Origin of the sequence: Micromonospora sp. MP36 (genome assembly GCF_008119785.1) — a bacterium.
Lineage (GTDB): Bacteria > Actinomycetota > Actinomycetes > Mycobacteriales > Micromonosporaceae > Micromonospora.
The window spans coordinates 54107-70851 of sequence record NZ_VSFA01000034.1; the positions used below are offsets into that span (position 1 = coordinate 54107).

Below are 16745 nucleotides of genomic sequence, written 5' to 3' on the forward strand. Positions count from 1 at the left end.
CGGGATCTTCTGCCGCAGGATGCCCAGTCACGATCGCCCACCGCCCAGCCTCAAAGTGGGCGAAATCCGCCCAACAGGTGCGTTCTCCGGGGTGCTGACGAGACCCTACGGCAGCCCTTCGACGCATTGCCACATGCAAATGGCTAGATCAGGAAAAGCGGCTGGGTGGATTGCCGAGGCTCGATCGGACAGGCAGGATCAGGCGGGTACGCCGGCTCGATACACCGCCGGCCGTCCCGCCCTGCGCACGCCTCGGAAAGCCGGCGGATCGGTGCGCAGAACGGCGAGCGGGCGGCGTCCCGGCACTTCAGACACCGCCCGCTCGCCGACCTGCGGCGCGCCTACCCCGGGTTCCCCGTAGCGGGTGGTGGCGCGGCGCCACGCAGCACCAACGCGCTGTTGAAGCCGTCGAAGCCGCGCGCCCCGACCAGCGCGACGCGGCTGCGCGGCCGGCGGTGCTCCCGCAGGAAGGGCAGCTCGCAGCCCGGGGCGGGCCGCTGCGGGCCGGCGGAGGCGGGCAGCAACCCATGGTGGAAGGCGAGCAGCGCGGTGGCCGCGTCCAGCGCCGACCCACCTTGGTGGGCCCGGCCGGTCAGCGGCTTCTGGGTGGTGACCGACGGGGTGCGTTCCCCGAACACCGCCCGCAGGGCGCTCGCCTCGGCCCGGTCGTACGCGGGCACGCCGAGCGCGTCCGGCCAGACCACGTCCACGTCGTGCGGGCGTACGCCGGCCCGGTCCAGGGCCAGCCGCAGCGCGCGGCCGTAGTGCGTCGGGTCGGGGCCGGCCTCGGGATCGGTGGGGGCGGCGTCGTGGGTGGCCGCCCAGCCGGTGATCTCGCCGTAGATCCGGGCGCCCCGCTCCAACGCGTGTCCCAGCTCCTCCACCACGAAGACCGCGCCGCCCTCGGCCGGCACGTAGCCGCTGGCCCCGGCGTCGAACGGCCGGTACGCCCGCTCCGGGTCGGCGACGTCGCTGAGCAGCCCCGAGCGCAGCTGGCAGGCCAGCGCGTACGGGCTCAGCGGACACTCGGTCGCCCCGGCCACCACCAGCGGGGTGCCCCGGCGGACCGTCCGCACCGCGTGGGCGAGGCTGTCCAGCCCACCGGCAGACTCCGACACCGTCACCCCACACGGCCCCTTGAGCTGGTGGTGGATGGACACCTGCCCCACACTGGCCGCGTAGAACCAGGCGATCGACTGGTACGCCCCGACGGTGCGGGTCGGCCCACCCCACAGCCGCTGCAACTCCCGCTGCCCGAACAGGTTGCCGCCGGAGGAACTGGCCAGCGTGACCGCCCACCGGTACGGGTCGGGCGCCCGCTCCGGCAACCCGGCGTCGGCCAGCGCCAGCCGGGTGGCGGCGAACCCGAGGTGGGTCCACCGGTCGGTCTGCACCCGCTGCCGGGTGTCGGCGAACCCGGCGGCGTCGAAGTCGGGCACCTCCCCGGCGACGCGGGTGGGATAGCTCGCCGGGTCGAAGAGGGTGATCGGCCCGACGCGCCGGGTGCCAGCGAGCACGCTGGCCCAGTGCGCGTCGTTGCCGACCCCGCTCGGCGCCACCACCCCGATCCCGGTCACCACCGCCCGCGCGGTCACGGGGTGACCGCCAGGCGGCGGAAGATCATCGCGGACTGGAAGCCGCCGAAGCCGCTGCCCACCGACAGGGCCACGTCCACGGGCAGCTCCCGCGCCTCGTTGGGCACGTAGTCCAGGTCGCACTCCGGGTCGCGGGTGGCCCAGTTGGCGGTGGGCGGGACCACCCCGTACTCGATGGCGAGCGCGCACGCGGCCATCTCGATCGAGCCGATGGCGCCGAGCGAATGGCCCACCATCGACTTGATCGAGCTGATCGGCACCCGGTACGCGGTCGGGCCGAGCGCCCGCTTGAACGCGGCGGTCTCGTGCCGGTCGTTCTGCCGGGTGCCGGAGCCGTGCGCGCTGACGTAGGAGACGGCCGACGGGGCGAGCCGGGCCTGGCGCAACGCGTCGCTGATGGCCAGGGCCATCTCCACTCCGTCCGGGCGCAGTCCGGTCATGTGGAACCCGTTGCTGCGGCTGGCGTACCCGGCCACCTCGCAGTAGACGTGGGCGCCCCGGCGGCGGGCGTGTTCGGCCTCCTCCAGCACCAGCACGGCCGCGCCCTCGGCGAGGACGAACCCGTGCCGGTCGGCGTCGAACGGCCGGGAGGCGTGCTCCGGGTCGTCGTTGTCGGGGCTGGTGGCCTGGATGGCGTCGAACGAGGCGACCGTGACCGGGGAGATCGGCGAGTCCGCCGCCCCGGCCAGGACCACGTCCGCCTCGCCGTCGGCGACGAGCTGGTGGGCGTAGCCGATGGCGTCGATGCCGGAGGTGCAGCCGGTGGAGACGACCTGGGCCGGGCCGTGCAGGCCGTGCCGGCAGGCCACATCAGCGGCCAGGCTGCTGGGGATCAGCGCCTGGTAGAGGTACCGCCCGCCCAGGGTGTGGTCCACCAGCCAGCGCCGGCCGGAGTCGCTGACCCGGACGTACTCCTGCTCCAGTGCCATGGTGCCGCCGACGGCGGTGCCGAGCACCACGCCGGCGCGCTCGCGGTCGGCGTCGGTGAGGGTGAGGCCGCTGTCGGCGAGCGCCTCGATGGAGCAGGCCAGGGCGAACTGCACGTACCGGTCGGCGCGTTGCCGTTCGGCGAGGGTGACCCCGGCGGCGTCCGGGTCGAAGTCACACTCGGCGGCGATCTGGGAGCGGAACGGCGACGGGTCGAAGAAGCTGATCCGCCGGGTCGCGGTCCGCCCCTCGGTGACGGTCTTCCAGAACCGGTCCCGGGTGGCGCCGCCGGGTGCGACGACGCCGACCCCGGTGACCACGGTCCGCCGGCCGGTCACGACGATTCCCGAGGTGGCGGGGCCGTCTCGGTGTCGACGTGACCGAGCTCGGGACGCGGGGCGAGGGGTCCGAGGTGGAAGACCACCTCGGCCGGTTCGTCGCCGGTGTTGCGCAGCCGGTGCCGGACGTCCTTGGGCACGAAGAGCGCCTCCCCCGCGCCGAGCGGCACCGGCCGGTCGTCCAGGTCGACGGTGATCGCGCCGCGGGCGACGTAGAGAAACTCCTCGCTGTAGGGGTGGTAGTGCTCGGCGATGCGTTCCCCGGGGGCGAGGGCGGCCACGCCCATGAACCCGGAGGTGCTGCCGACGGTCTTCGGGCCGAGCAGCACCCGCAGCTCGCCGCCGCGCCGCCGGTCGGCGGGGACGTCGTGGACGGAGATCCGGGCCGTGGTGGTCTCAGGCATCGCGGCCTTCCTTCCCGGTCGACGCGGCCGCCCGCCGTTCGATCTTTTCCTTGATGACGGCGAGCTGGACCTTGCTGTTGGCGTTGATCCGCTCGGTCATGCCGGCGTTGTCGACCGGCGCGGTGGGCTTCATGGCGAAGTCCTGCACCCAGGTCATCCGGGTGCCGCCGGGAATCTCGTCGTAGCGCCAGTGGATGCGCATGTACTCGAACGGGCCGGTCTCCACCCGGTGGGCGTGGACCTCCCGTTTCGCCCGGTCGGCGGTGCGTTCGCTGACCCAACTCCACGCCACGCCGTTCTCGTCGGGGTGCATGGTGAGCCGGAACCGCACCGTGTCGCCGTCGCGGTCCAGGATCTCCACCGCCGCGTACTCGGTGAACAGCTCGGTCCACCGGGCCACGTCGTTGGTGACGTCCCAGACCAGCGGCAGCGGCGCGGCGATGTCGATGCCGTTCTCGGTGTGCCCGGGCGGGTCGGCCTTGCGGGCCACCAGGTCGGCGACGCCGGCGATGCTCAGCTGCGCGGCCTGCTCGGGGATCTTGACCCGCCACCGGTCGGCGACGACCGCGGAGAGTTCGAGCAGGGCGAGCGAGTCCATGCCGAGCTCTTCCAGGCTCGCGGCCGGGGTGCGGGCGGCGGCATCCGCGTCCAGGCCGCAGTGGGTGACAAGGATGTCGGTGATCTGCGCGGCAATTGGGCGGTCGGAAGCGACGGTCATCGGGTCCTCCAAGCGGTCGGGCCGGCGGCGGGCACGGCGGTGACGGGGGTCCGGCCGGCCGGGTCGGCCTCGGCACGGGTGACGAACACGGGATCGGCGGGCACTGGTGGCGCCCCGGGGACAGCGCCGGGCGCGGCACGGTCGGAACCCGGCCCGCCGTCGGCTGGCCCACCTCGGCCGCCGTTCGCGGCCACCCGGGTGGGCGCCTCGCCGGCGGGCCCGGCGCCGTTGGCGGGCCCGGCGCCGTTGGCCGGCGCGCCACCGTTGGCGGGCGCGGTCCCGTCGGCGGGCGCGGTCCCGTCGGCGGGCGCGGTCCCGTCGGCGGGCGCGGTCCCGTCGGCGGGCGCGGTCCCGTTGGCGGGCGCGGGATCGGGCGCAGGGGCCCCGGCGGGGGCGGCGAGCAGCCGTTCGACCAGGCCGGTGGTGTGTCGTCCCTGGCGGAACGCCGGGTCGCGCAGCACCCGCCGGACGAACGGGATGGTGGTACGGACCCCCGGGCCGGCCACCTCGAACTCGCCGAGCGCGCGGTCGAGGCGGTCGAGCGCGCCGTCCCGGTCCGGCGCCCAGACCGCCACCTTGGCCAGCAACGAGTCGTAGTGCGGGCTGACCAGGTAGCCGGCGTGGCCGTGGGTGTCCACCCGGGTGAACGGGCCGCCGGGTGGCCGGAACCGGTCGAGCCGGCCGGGCGCGGGGGCGAAGTCGCGGTCCGGGTCCTCCACGTTGACCCGGGCCTCGACGGCCACCCCGCGCAGCCGGATGTCCTCCTGCCGCAGGCGCAGCGGCGTACCGGCGGCGATGTGCAACTGCTCGTGGACCACGTCCACGCCGGTGACCATCTCGGTGACCGGGTGCTCCACCTGGATCCGGCAGTTGATCTCCAGGAAGTGGCCCTGTTCCGCCCCGTCGACCAGGAACTCGACGGTCCCGGCGCCGGTGAAACCGACCGACAGGACGCCGCGCAGCGCGGTCTCCGCGAGCATGTCCAGGGTGGACGGCCGCAGCGCCGGGGCCGGCGCCTCCTCGATCAGCTTCTGGTGGCGCCGCTGCACCGAGCAGTCCCGGGTGCCCAGGTGCACCCCGTTGCCGCGGCCGTCGCAGAGCACCTGCACCTCGACGTGCCGGGCATCGGCCAGGTAGCGCTCCACGTACACCCGGTCGTCGCCGAAGGCGACCTGGGCCGCGGCGCGGGTACGCGCGTACGCGCGGGGCAGCTTGGCCGCGCTGTGCACCACCGTCATGCCACGCCCGCCCCCGCCGGCCGCCGCCTTGATGATCACCGGGTAGCCCACCTCGGCGGCCACCTCGAGCGCGTCGGCGACCGTCGGCAGCGTCTGCACGGCGCCCGGCGGCAGCGGCAGCCCCGCCTTGCTCATCAGCGCCCGGGCGGTGGACTTGTCGGCCAGCGCCGACATCACCTCCGGCGGCGGACCGATGAAGGTCAGCCCGTTCGCCGCGCAGATCTCGGCGAAGTCGGCGTCCTCGGAGAGGAAACCGTAGCCGGGGTGCACGGCCTGCGCACCGGTCTGCCGGGCGGCCTCGACGATCGCCGCGGCGTTCAGGTAGCTCTGCCGGCTCGCCGCCGGTCCGATCCGGACGGTCTCGTCGGCCAGCCGCACCGGCAGTGAGTCGGCGTCGGCGGTGGAGTGCACCACCACCGTGCGCACACCCAGCTCCCGGCAGGCGCGCAGCACCCGCAGCGCGATCTCACCCCGGTTGGCGATCAGCACCTTCTCGAACATCAGCTTCCTCGCGTGGCTTGCGGTTCCAGGGCGACCAGCGGCTGGTCGTACTCGACGGGCTTGCCGTCCTCGACCAGCACCTCGACCACCTGACCGGCCTGGTCGGCGGTCACCTCGTTCATCAACTTCATGGCCTCGACGATGCCGACCACCTGACCCGGCCGGACCAAGTCGCCGACCGCGACGAAGGGAGCGGCACCCGGCTCCGGGGAGCGGTAGAAGGTGCCCACCACGGGCGCCCGCACCGCCAGCCGGTCCGGCCCGGACACCGGCTCCGTGGCCGGTTGCGCCGTCGGCTCCGGGTCGGCGCGCGGCACGGGCGCCGGCTGGGCCGGACCGTGCCACTCCACCTCCAGCACCGTCTCGCCGCTGCGCAGCCGGACCCGGCGCACCGGGCCGGCCAGCTCGGCGACCAGCTTGCGGACGTGCCGGCGCAGCCCGGCCAGCACCTCGTCGGGGGCGTCGCCGCTCATCGGGTCACCCCCGCGGCACGGGCCGCGCCGAAGCGACGGAACCGCTGCCGGCGACGGCGGACCAGGGTGGCCGGCGGCACGTCGAGCAGCGGGCCGAGATTCGCGGTCACCGCCCGGCCCAGCAGCTCGGCCGCGCTCACCGGGTCGCCGTGCGCGGCGGGCTCCGGTTCCGGCACCACCTCGTCGACCACGCCGAGCCGGCACAGATCGGCGGCGGTGAGCCGCAGCGCGCGGGCGGCCTGCGGCGCGGCCGAGCTGTCCGACCACAGGATCGCGGCGCAACCCTCCGGGCTGATCACCGAGTAGACGGCGTGTTCGAGCATGAGCACCCGGTCGGCCACCGCCAGCGCGAGCGCCCCGCCGCTGCCGCCCTCGCCGGTGACCACCGCGACGACCGGGGTGGGCAGCATGCTCAGCGCGAGGATGTTCTCGGCGATCGCCGCCGCCTGTCCCTGCTGCTCCGCGCCCACCCCCGGGTCGGCGCCGGGGGTGTCCACCAGGGTCACCACCGGCAGGCCGAGCCGGGCCGCGAGCCGCATCAGCCGCAACGCCTTGCGGTGCCCGGCCGGACTGGCCATGCCGAAGTTGTGCGCCACCAGCTCGGCGGTGGTGTGCCCCTTCTGGTGCCCGATCACCATCACCGGCCGGCCCTCGAGCCGGGCCAGGCCACCGACGATCGCCGGGCAGTCCGCGCCGAGCCGGTCACCGTGCAGCTCGACGAAGCCCTCGAAGGCGGTGTCCAGGTAGTCCAGTGTGGTGGGCCGGCCAGGGTGGCGCGCGGTGCGTACCGTCTCCCAGGCGTCCCGCTGCCGGCCGGCCGCCGTCGCGGGCGCGGCGACGCCGGCCCCGGGCGCCGGTCGCGGCGCCGGCACCTGCCGGGGTACGGCCACCCGCCGGCGAGCGGCCTGCGCCGCGGCGAGCAACGCGGTCAGCCGGCCGCGCAGCGCATGCCGGGGCACCACCATGTCGACCTGCCCGTGCCGCAGCAGGAACTCGGCGGTCTGGAAGCCCGCGGGCAGCGCGGCGCCGGTGACCTGCCGGATCACCCGGGGGCCGGCGAAACCCATCCGGGCCCCGCTCTCGGCGAGCACCACGTCGGTGTTGGTCGCGTAGGAGGCGGCCACCCCGCCGTACGTCGGGTCGGTGAGCACGCTGACGGTGAGCAGGCCCGCCTCGCGCAGCCCGGCGAGGGCCTGGCTGACCGTGGCCATCTGCATCAACGACAGCGCCCCCTCCTGCATGCGGGCCCCGCCGGAGGCGGTGACCAGCACCAGCGGCACCTCGTCGGCGAGCGCCCGCTCGGCGGCGCGGGTGATCAGCTCACCGACCGCGCAGCCGAGGCTGCCGCCGAGGAAGCGGAAGTCCATCACCGCCAGCGCCACCGGATGACCGCCGATGCGGGCGGTGCCGCACAGCACGGCCTCGTCCAGCCCGGTGGCGGCACGCGCCGCGCCGAGCCGGTGCGGATACGGCACCGCGTCGACGAACTCGATCGGGTCGACCTGGACGGCCCGCTCCGGCAGCGGGGTGAACGAGTCCGGGTCGACCAGCTGCGCCACCCGGTCCGGCGCGTCCAGCCGGGCGTGCGAGCCGCACTCCGGGCAGACGTCGAGGTTGCGGCGCAGCCGCTTGCGGTACAGCAGAGCGGCGCAGCCGTCGCAGCGCGACCAGAGCTGCTCGTCCTGCGGGGCGGTGGTGGTCATGGCCGCCGCCCCGGCGCGTCGTACCGGTAGAAGCAGTGGGCCATGGCGTCCTGCGGCGAGCGCCAGTCCGGCAGGTACGGCGAGATGTACGGGCGCAGCCGGTCGCTGACCCGGACGAACTCGGGATGCCCCCGGGCGTCCTCCACGGCGCTCCCGGCCGGTCGCTCCGTCTCCAGGAGGTGGACGTAGAGGTCGTGCAGCCGGTAGAGCGACCGGTGGCGGACGCCGACCAGGCCGGGCAGTTCCGTCGCGTCGGACGCGGCGAAGATCTCGGCGACCCGATCCTCGGCGGTCGGCACCACCTTGGCGACGATGAGCGAACGGTCCATGGAGAGCCTCCCCTTGGGTGCGAACCCCGGCGCACGGCGCGGCCGGTCCCGCTGGACGACTCCGGTCACCGTCCCGCCGGCACCGTCAACGCGGCGTCACCTGTGGCCCATCCGGCTCGAAATGTCGTGACGCTGCGTTGACGCACCCTGTGCGGCAGCTATCAGAAGATCCACTTGGGGAAATCTCATTCCGACACTTTTTCGCAGTTCAACGCCGGTTCTTGCGAGGGGTGTGGACAGTCGCATTTGGCACGACGTCTGTTGACCCAGAGTAATCATAGTTGGTAACGTTCGTTGCGGTCAGCCCGGCTGCAGCGGTGCCAGCCGCCGCAGCGGGAGCCGTTCCGACACCGGAGTCGCGGGCACCGCGCCGGGCAACATGACAGTCGGAACGAAAGTTCCGGTGCAGGGGGTGCGCCCGTGACCGGTGAATCGAGGACACCGGCGGCCGGAGATCCGTCCGCACCACCGGTGTCGTTGCACCTGCTCGGCGGCTTCCGGCTGCTGCACGACGACGTGCCGGTGGTGGTGCCCCGCGGGCTGCAGCGGGTCATCGCCCTGATCGGGCTGCGCCCCGGCGCCACCCGCAGCCACCTGGCCGGGCTGCTGTGGCCGGAGACCTCCGAGGAACGGGCGTTGTCGTCGCTGCGTACCGCCCTGTGGCGGTTGCGGCAGGACCCCTGCTGCCCGCTACTCACCGACGGTGACACCGTCCGGCTCGGCGACACGGTCCACCTCGACGTCGACGAACTGGTCGACACCGCCACCCGCGTCCGGGACGGCGAGGCGCCCCGCGCCGCCGCCAGCGCCGGCCGCCACGACCTGCTCCCCGGCTGGTACGACGACTGGGTGCTGCTGGAACGCGAACGGCTGCGCCAACTGCGGCTGCACATGCTGGAGGAACTCGCCGGCAACCACCTCGCCGCCGGCCGGCACGGCGAAGCCCTGGAGGCGGCCCTGGAGGCAATGGCCGCCGAACCGCTCCGGGAGACCCCGCACCGCCTGGTGGTCCGCATCCACCTCGCCGAGGGCAACGCCTACGAGGCGGTGCACGCCTTCTACGTCTACCGTGACCTGCTGCGACGCGAGCTGCGCCTGGAACCGTCCGCGGCGATGTGCGCGCTGCTCGACGACACCCTCGCCCCCATCCGGCGCGCCTCCCGGCCCGAGCCCCCGTCCCGGCGGTCCGACCGGAGCAACCCGCCCGGCCGCCCCTCCGGTCCGCCGTCACACCGCGGCCCGACCGCGCCCACCACGCCCGGCCCGCGCTGACCGGACACACCGTACGGGCCCGACTGCCGCGTCACGACCAGCATCACCGATCGGCGACCGATCGTGACGGACAGATGACAGCCGACCCGGCACGGTGAGCGCACACGGTGTCCGAGGCCCCGGCCGCGCGGGGACGGAGGCATCGCCGGCGAGAGGGGACCCGATGAGTCGACTGTTGGTCGTCAGCCGGATCGTGCCGGGGGCGGAGGGACGGGTCGCGCAGATCTTCGCCGAGTCCGACGCGACCGACCTGCCGAGCCTGACCGGCATCCGGCATCGGTCGCTGTACAGCCTGCACGACCTCTGCGTCCACCTGATGGAGATCGCCCACGTCGATCCGGACGCAGCGGCGGGCGTACGCAACCACCCGCTCTTCCGGCAGGTCAACCAGCGACTGTCGGCGCACACATCGCCGTACCTGCCAACCTGGCACTCCCCACGGGATGCCGTCGCCGGCTGCTTCTACAGCTGGGACGCCGCCGACGCCCCCGCACCGGGACCGGCCCGCTGACCGCACCGCGGCGGCGGGCGTGACCGGGGGCGCCCCGGACCCGAAGGCACCAGGGTCCGGGGCGCCCCCTGCCGCGGCACACGCTCGGTCATCCCACCGCCACCGTTCGGCATGAACCGTCCCACCACCGACGAAAGCCGCGGACCGCCCTGTCATCCCCGACGTACGTGTGCGAAGCTGCCCCGAGTTTTCTCACAACTTTCGTTCACGTACTGAGGAGGAGGTTGGCCGTGTCGTCGAGTTTCGCGCTATGGCTGGTCGGGATCCTGACTGTGGTGACGGGCCTGGTGATCTGGCGGGTGCTGACTGGAGGCCGCACCGCGGAGCCGGCGGCGTCCACGGTGGAGGACGAGCCTGCCACCGTCACCGGTGAGCAGGAACGGCCCGCCGCGGTGACCGAGGAGCCGGCCCCGGCCCAGGAGGACAGCAGGCCGGCCGCGCCGGTCACCGAGCCGGCCGGCTCCGTCCCGGCGGTGGCGGAGCCCGCCGCCGAGAACGAGCCGGTCGCCGTCGACGCCGAGCCCGTCATCATCGCGACCGAGCCGGTCGCCGCTGAGATCGGGCCCGTCGCCGTTGAGACCGACCCGGTGGCTGCCGACGTCGCCCCGGCGCCGGACGAGACGGCCACGCCGGTGGCCATCCCCGCGCCGCGCACCTCGGTCGAGAACACCACCGCGGCCGCGGCGGAGCCCGTCGCGGCCCCGGTCGCCGCGCCGGCCGACCAGGCCGACGATTTCCGGCAGATCCAGGGCATCGGGCCGAAGATGGCCACCGCGCTCCAGGCCGCCGGCATCCGCACGTACCAGCAGCTCGCCGAACTGGACGAGGCGGCGCTGCGGGAAACCCTCAAGGCCGCCGGCGTGCGCGCTGCGCCGAGCGTGGCGACCTGGCCGCAGCAGGCAAAGGTGCTGGCCGGCGCCCGCGCCGAGGCCGAGGCGGTGCTCCCCTGAGCGCCCCCGCAGTCGCCTGAGCACACCCGGGCCGATGGTGACACTGCGTCACCGTCGGCCCGGAGCGGCGCCGCTCGGGACGGCGTCAGCACCCGCCCCGGACGCCCCGGCGACGTAGCCGCCGCGTCCCGAAAGGGTGCACCGGAAAGCGCGAAAACGGACACAGGTCCGGGCTGCCGTGACTACCGTCGGTGAAGGGCCGGCCGGCCCGCCGCGCCGATCCCGCCACCGCAGGAGCAGTCCGTGCCCTCCGCCACGCCGGAGCAGCCCGCCCACCGCCAGCCCCCGGTCCGCGATCCCGAGTCACCTCGCCGGGTGACCCTGCTGGAGCTCTTCTTCGACCTGGTCTACGTGGTCGCGCTCGCCCTCATCTCGCGCGGCCTGTACGCCGAGGTCACCTGGGAACGGGCCCTCCAGTCCCTGCTCATGCTGATGGCGATCTGGTGGACCTGGGCCATCACCACCCTGGTCACCGACATGTACGACCCGCAGCGCCCCCAGATTAAGCTGCTGATCGCCGTGGTGATGTTCGGCGCGCTGCTGATGACCGCCGCCGTCCCGGACGCCTTCGGCGCCGCCGGAACGGTCTTCGCCGGCGCGTACGTGGCGATCCACCTCGGACGCGGGCTGTTCCTCATGCCGGCGGTCCGGCACGACCGGCAGGCCCAGCGGCGGGCGGCCCGGGTCTTCCTCTGGTTCGCGGTCTCCGCCGTGCCCTGGCTGGTCGGGGCCGTGACGTCCGGGCACGCCCGGGAGGCGCTCTGGGCGCTGGCGTTGGGCATCGACTACCTCGGCCTCCGGCTCGCGTACCCGGTGCCCGGACTCGGGGTGGTGCCCGAGTCGCAGCGGGAGGTCACCGCCGAGCACCTGTCCGAGCGCTACCAGCAGTTCTTCATCATCGCCCTCGGCGACTGCATCCTGGTCATCGGCACGATGTTCAGCCTCGACCACTCGGAGGCGGAGAACATCGCCGCGTTCGGGGTCGCCTTCGTCACCACCCTGCTGCTCTGGCGGATCTACGTACACAAGTCCGGTGAACTGCTGCCGCAGGCCATCTCCGGGTCGCGGCAGCCGAGCCGGTTCTTGAACACCGCGCCGTACACCCACCTGCTCATGGTGGCCGGGGTGGTGACCACCGCGGCCGGCTTCGACCTGGTGCTGCACGAGCCGACGGGACGTACGCCGCCGGCCTGGGCGGCGGTCATCCTCGGCGGGCCGGCGATGTTCCTGGTCGGCCGCAGCATCTTCGAGTACGAGGTGTTCAGCCGGGTGTCCCGGTCCCGCCCCGGCGGGCTGCTGGCCCTGCTCACCATCGCGCCGGCGGCGCTCTTCCTACCCCCGCTGTGCGCGGCGCTCGGCGCCATGCTGGTGCTGGCCGGCGTGGCCGTCGCCGATCACCTGCGCAGCCGCGGCCGGCCACCGGAGGATCCGTCCCCGCCGACCTGATCCGGCGTGCCGGGAGCGGCGCCGCTGCGGGCCGCACCGGGAACCGCAATGGTCGAAATCGGGCGCCCGGCCGTCGCGGCACCGTTTGGCCGCTCACCCGCGCGGGGTACATGGACTCCACCTCGAATACGCCACAACCCCTCGGAGGCACCCATGCGCGGCTCCTCGATACTCGGCGTCCTGGTCGTCATCTGGCTCATCATCGGCGCGATCGCGGCCGGTCAGCGCGGCTACTACGGCAACGACGAGACCAACTGCGCCGAGGCCGGCACGATCCTGGTCACCATCGTGGCCGGTCCGCTGAACTACGTCGGCGCCAACCCCAAGGTGGACTGCAAGCTCCCTGAACCGTCCAAATAGGCCACTCCCCTCTCGGCCCGCGCCCGCTCCCCGGCGGCTGCGGGCCGCTCCGTGCCCGCAGCGGCCGCCGCCACCTCCCGTACGGCGTCCTAGGAGGCTGGGTTTCCGGGGGCGTTGGACGGGCTGGGTTTCCGGGGCGTTGGACGGCCGCGCGCCCCGGGGCAGGCGCGGGAGGCCGGCTCAGCCGCCCACGTGGATGCCGGGGCGGTGCGCGGGGTCGGGCTCGGCCTTGCGGATGATCTCCCGGACCACCGGCGGGGTGTCGCCCCGGCCGAGGATCAGGTAGCGCAGCAGGTGCGCGATCGGGTTGCCTTCCGACCACTCGAAGTGGGCGTGCGGGCGGACCCCGGTGGCGTCCCGGAGCGCGAGCAGGATCGCCGCGATCGCGTTCGGCACCGCCGGGCTGCTGGCCCGCAGCACCCGGTACCCGTCCACCTCCACCCCGTGCACCCGCAGCACCTGGCTGAACTGGGACGGGTCGATCACGTCGATCTCGAGGAAGAGGACGTCGGCCTTGCCCGGCACCGGGTTGATCGCCCGCTGCGCCCGCTCCTTGGCCCGGTATTCCTGCACCGTTCCGGTCTGCCGCTTGTTCGCGACGAGGTGCAGCCGACCGTCGTACGCCAGTGAGTCGGCGATGAACCGGCGGGCCGGCTCGTCGAACTCGATCCGCTCGGCGCGCAGCTCGGTGGTGCGGGTGACCCGGGAGACCAGCGAGACGACGATGATCCCGAGGATGAAGAACACGGAGATGGTGATGCCGTCCGGCTTCTCGATGACGTTCGCCAGCAGCGCGTAGAGCAGCACCAGGGTCAGCACCGTGAAGCCGACCCCGGCGACCCGGTGCCGGACCCGGATCGCCGAGATGGCCACCGCGATCGAGCCGGAGAACATCATCGCCAGGATGCCCGTCGCGTACGCCCCGGCCTGGGCGTTCACGTCCGCCCGGAAGGTCACCGTGATGGCGATGCTGATCAGCGTGTAGACGAGGACCACCGGGCGGACCGCGCGGCCCCACTCGGGCGCCATGCCGTAGTCCGGCAGATAACGCGGCACGATGTTGATCAGGCCGGCCATCGCCGAAGCGCCGGCGAACCAGAGGATCAGGATGCTGCTGATGTCGTAGATCGTGCCGAACCCCTCGCCCAGGTGCTCGTGGGCCAGGAAGGCCAGCGCCCGCCCGTTGGCCGCGCCGCCGGGCTGGAACTCCTTAGGCGGGATCAGCACGGTGGTGACGAAGGTGGTCGTGACCAGGTAGACGGACATGATGAGCGCCGCGGCGGTGAGCAGCTTGCGGGTGTTCCGGATGCGGAACCCGAGCCGCTCCTGCGGGTCCGCGCCCGCGCCCCGGACCAGCGGCATCATGCTGACCCCGGTCTCGAAGCCGGAGAGACCCAGCACCAGCAGCGGGAACGCCAGCACAGCGGGCCCCACCAGGTCGCCGACGCCGGTGACCCGGGCGGTGAGGAGGTCGAGCCACCCGCTCAGCACCTCCGGGTGGGCCGCCACCTCACCGAGCCCGACCACCACGACCACCGCGTTCAGCACCAGGAAGACCGCGACCAGGGGGATCGCGACCTGCACCGCCTCGCTGAAGCCCATCAGGAACACGCCGCCGAGGATGAGCAGGAGCACCACGGTCACCAGCACCGCGGCGCTGGCCCCGTGCGGGAACGACGCCGGCAGGTAGGGGTTCTCCAGCAGGTGCACGGTGGCGTCGGCGGCGGAGAGGGTGATCGTGATGATCCACGAGGTGGCCACGAAGCCGAGCAGGATCAGCACGAAGATCTTGCCACGCCAGAACGGCAGCAGCCGCTCCAGCATGGCCACCGAGCCCTGCCCGTGCGGGCTCTCCCGGGCCACCCGCCGGTACATCGGCAGCATCCCGAACAGGGTCAGCGCCACGATCAGCAGGGTGGCCACCGGGGAGAGCACGCCGGCCGCCAGGGCGGCGATGCCGGGCAGGTAGGAGAGGGTGGAGAAGTAGTCCACGCCGGTCAGGCACATCACCTGCCACCACGGGTGGGCCGTGGCCTCCGGCTCGAGCGTCTCCGGGCCGACCGGTTGCACCCGGTGCTGGAACAGCCACCGGCTCAGCCGGTTGCGGGGCCCCGCCGGCCGGGCGTGGCTCGGCACGCACTCCGGGATCCGCGCCGGCGTCCGGCCGGTGCCCCGGGCCCGGCCTCGGTCGCCGGCCGCGTCGAGCCCGCGCTCCTGGCCGTACCCCCCGTCGCTCCGCCGCCCCCGCCCGCGTCGCGGCCCGTCCCGCCCGTCCGTCATGTCCACCCCTCGGCACCTGCCCCGACGGTAGGCGGTACCCGCCGCGCCGACCGGCGAACCCGGCAAGCCGGAAAGATCGGCCGGACCGGACGGGACGTTCCGTCCGGCCCGGCCGGCCCGCTCAGGCGACGCCCCGCAGGGCGCGGACCAGCCCATCCTGATCGATGACGGTCACCGTGACGCCCGGGTGGCGCGGCCAGGGCCCCGCCGCGGTCCCGGACCGGCGCCGGTGGTCGGCACCGCGCCCGGGGCCGCGCGGACGAATGCCGCTCAGCCACCCGGGTGAAGGTGAGGACGTGCCCGTGCGGCCCTTGCTGTCGGTACGGCGACGACGCCTATGCGATTGCTCTCTTGCGTTGATCGCGGCATTTGAGGTGGAGTCGAGCGACTCGCTGCGACCCTGACGTCATTCGGTGGCGCTGCGGATCACGGCACCGCCGGATCAGGGTGCTCGGCCCGGGCTCGCTCCGCCGCATCCTCCGCGATGAGGTTGTTGTCCGCCAGGAATTCGATCGCACGCCGGAGGGCACGCGCGTTGTGGAGGTCCTGCCACACCGGCACCAGGTGCGGGTACTCCTCATACAGTTCGTTCCGGAAGCGCCGGAAGGCGCCCCTGCCGTCGATCGCTCGATGCAGTCGTCGGCTGGCGCGCTCGTCGCTGAGCAGGTCCGCGAAGTCGACCATGTCCTCGTACCACACGTAGGACGGCAACGGGTCGATGGGCACCACATCGAGTTCGTCGAGGTCGACGGGTGTCTTACCATCGATGCCGCCATCGGCGGTCCAGAGCAGCACCTCTCCCGTTGCCGGGTCGATCAGCCACCGGTGCTCGTACGCGCTCTGGTCCTCCAGCGCAGTAGCAATCTCCTCAAGGTCGAAGTCGCGTGGATCGCGCATCCGTTCCGCCTTCGCCAGCCGTGGCAGTTCTCAAGCCACCGAGAATACGCCGCGGATCACGCCTGGGCGGATCACGTCGTTCCGGCTCCTGAACCAGGCTCGCGCCGTTGAGCATGTCCCCGAGGGAGGCCGGTTCGCGGCCGCTCAGCTCGGTGACGCGTCGGAAGTCGCTACCCACAGCCCTAGCGGAGGGACTCGAACATGCCCGTCCACGCGTAGGTCCGCCATGGCTCCTCGCCGAGGCGCAGCAGTACGTTGGCGAAATCGGCCGGCGCGGCGTCGGCGTACCCGACGACTGAGGCGGTCGCCTCGACGGTGGAGCTCTCCGGCCCCGTCACGTCGTGGTGCCCGTTCGTGGGTTTCTGCCGTGCCAGGGCGGCCAAGCCGCACGCCACGTCGATTCGTGGGACAAGGGAGACGGGACCGTCGGCGGCCGGAAGCGCGACCCGTCCCGTCGGTGCTCGTGCAGGCCTGCCTGATCAAGCCGAGGAAGAACTCCGCGAACCGGCCAGTGCGCGCGATGGAGTACGGGAGGCTGGAGGCGCGGAGCAGCCGCTCGGTATGACCCTGCGGGTAGCGGACCTTGGCAGTATCGTCAGCCGCTCGGCGTGGAGGGTCGCGCTGGCCGCCATCGCCGGACCAGCAAATCCCAGTCGGGCCGAGGCAATGTGCCTCGCCAGGTAGTCGAGGTCTCCATCGTGGCGTACTCGGCGTAAGAACCCCTGGGGATCCCTAAGAAGCATTAGGGAGTCGGGACAGGTTGATCTTGCCGATGGGCTCCTGTCAGGCCGTGTTTCCGCAGT

At 73.5% G+C, this 16745-nt stretch carries 15 protein-coding genes and 1 pseudogene; 5 read left to right on the plus strand and 11 right to left on the minus strand.

Going from position 1 to position 16745, the window contains the following annotated elements; all coding sequences use genetic code 11:
* Positions 1 to 341: 341 nt before the first annotated feature.
* The 8 genes and pseudogenes from FXF52_RS21895 to FXF52_RS21930 form a co-directional block, all read right to left on the minus strand.
* The gene (locus FXF52_RS21895) at positions 342 to 1595 is read right to left on the minus strand and encodes a beta-ketoacyl synthase N-terminal-like domain-containing protein (protein ID WP_148799480.1); all 1254 of its coding nucleotides are present in this window, start codon (positions 1593 to 1595) and stop codon (positions 342 to 344) included.
* Positions 1592 to 2860 (minus strand): beta-ketoacyl synthase, encoded by a 1269-nt coding sequence (locus FXF52_RS21900; RefSeq protein WP_148799482.1) that lies wholly within the window; start codon positions 2858 to 2860, stop codon positions 1592 to 1594. Before FXF52_RS21900 ends, FXF52_RS21895 begins: the two co-directional genes overlap by 4 nt.
* On the minus strand, positions 2857 to 3264 hold the full coding sequence (locus FXF52_RS21905; protein WP_148799484.1) for a cupin domain-containing protein: 408 nt from the start codon (positions 3262 to 3264) through the stop codon (positions 2857 to 2859). The genes FXF52_RS21900 and FXF52_RS21905 overlap by 4 nt, the downstream gene beginning before the upstream one ends.
* Entirely contained in the window at positions 3257 to 3982 is a 726-nt protein-coding gene (locus FXF52_RS21910; protein WP_148799486.1) for an SRPBCC family protein, read from the minus strand. The genes FXF52_RS21905 and FXF52_RS21910 overlap by 8 nt, the downstream gene beginning before the upstream one ends.
* Before the next feature lie 395 nt (positions 3983 to 4377).
* Positions 4378 to 5721, minus strand: a pseudogene (locus FXF52_RS21915) (acetyl/propionyl/methylcrotonyl-CoA carboxylase subunit alpha); the annotation flags it as partial.
* Positions 5721 to 6194 (minus strand): acetyl-CoA carboxylase biotin carboxyl carrier protein, encoded by a 474-nt coding sequence (gene accB, locus FXF52_RS21920; protein ID WP_148799488.1) that lies wholly within the window; start codon positions 6192 to 6194, stop codon positions 5721 to 5723. The gene accB and the pseudogene FXF52_RS21915, both read right to left, overlap by 1 nt.
* Positions 6191 to 7897: an acetyl-CoA carboxylase carboxyltransferase subunit alpha gene (locus tag FXF52_RS21925; RefSeq protein WP_148799490.1), complete on the minus strand. Its 1707-nt coding sequence runs from the start codon at positions 7895 to 7897 to the stop codon at positions 6191 to 6193. Before FXF52_RS21925 ends, accB begins: the two co-directional genes overlap by 4 nt.
* Positions 7894 to 8226 carry a TcmI family type II polyketide cyclase gene (locus FXF52_RS21930; RefSeq protein ID WP_148799492.1) on the minus strand — a complete coding sequence of 111 codons (333 nt, stop codon included), beginning with the start codon at positions 8224 to 8226 and terminating at the stop codon, positions 7894 to 7896. The genes FXF52_RS21925 and FXF52_RS21930 overlap by 4 nt, the downstream gene beginning before the upstream one ends.
* A gap of 420 nt (positions 8227 to 8646) precedes the next feature.
* Here FXF52_RS21930 and FXF52_RS21935 point away from each other — a divergent pair, with 420 nt between their 5' ends.
* The 5 genes from FXF52_RS21935 to FXF52_RS21955 all read left to right on the plus strand — a co-directional run bounded on the left by FXF52_RS21935 (position 8647) and on the right by FXF52_RS21955 (position 12765).
* Positions 8647 to 9498, plus strand: coding sequence for a BTAD domain-containing putative transcriptional regulator (locus FXF52_RS21935; protein WP_148799494.1), 852 nt, complete (start codon positions 8647 to 8649; stop codon positions 9496 to 9498).
* A gap of 163 nt (positions 9499 to 9661) precedes the next feature.
* Positions 9662 to 10009: a TcmI family type II polyketide cyclase gene (locus FXF52_RS21940; protein WP_148799496.1), complete on the plus strand. Its 348-nt coding sequence runs from the start codon at positions 9662 to 9664 to the stop codon at positions 10007 to 10009.
* Positions 10010 to 10239: 230 nt separating this feature from the next.
* Entirely contained in the window at positions 10240 to 10959 is a 720-nt protein-coding gene (locus FXF52_RS44105) for a helix-hairpin-helix domain-containing protein (RefSeq protein ID WP_148799498.1), read from the plus strand.
* Positions 10960 to 11202: 243 nt separating this feature from the next.
* A complete protein-coding gene (locus tag FXF52_RS21950; protein WP_148799500.1) occupies positions 11203 to 12405 on the plus strand; it encodes a low temperature requirement protein A in 1203 nt (400 codons plus the stop codon).
* Between the two features lie 153 nt (positions 12406 to 12558).
* Positions 12559 to 12765, plus strand: a complete 207-nt coding sequence (locus FXF52_RS21955; protein ID WP_148799502.1) for a hypothetical protein — start codon at positions 12559 to 12561, stop codon at positions 12763 to 12765.
* A 180-nt stretch (positions 12766 to 12945) separates the two neighbouring features.
* On the opposite strand, the gene FXF52_RS21960 is transcribed toward FXF52_RS21955, so the two are convergent.
* The 3 genes from FXF52_RS21960 to FXF52_RS41765 form a co-directional block, all read right to left on the minus strand.
* Complete coding sequence (locus FXF52_RS21960) at positions 12946 to 15045, minus strand: amino acid transporter (RefSeq protein ID WP_148799504.1); 2100 nt, start codon at positions 15043 to 15045, stop codon at positions 12946 to 12948.
* A gap of 426 nt (positions 15046 to 15471) precedes the next feature.
* Positions 15472 to 15942, minus strand: a complete 471-nt coding sequence (locus FXF52_RS21965) for a UPF0158 family protein (RefSeq protein WP_148799506.1) — start codon at positions 15940 to 15942, stop codon at positions 15472 to 15474.
* A 182-nt stretch (positions 15943 to 16124) separates the two neighbouring features.
* Positions 16125 to 16280: a hypothetical protein gene (locus FXF52_RS41765; RefSeq protein WP_187413620.1), complete on the minus strand. Its 156-nt coding sequence runs from the start codon at positions 16278 to 16280 to the stop codon at positions 16125 to 16127.
* Between the last annotated feature and the right edge of the window lie 465 nt (positions 16281 to 16745).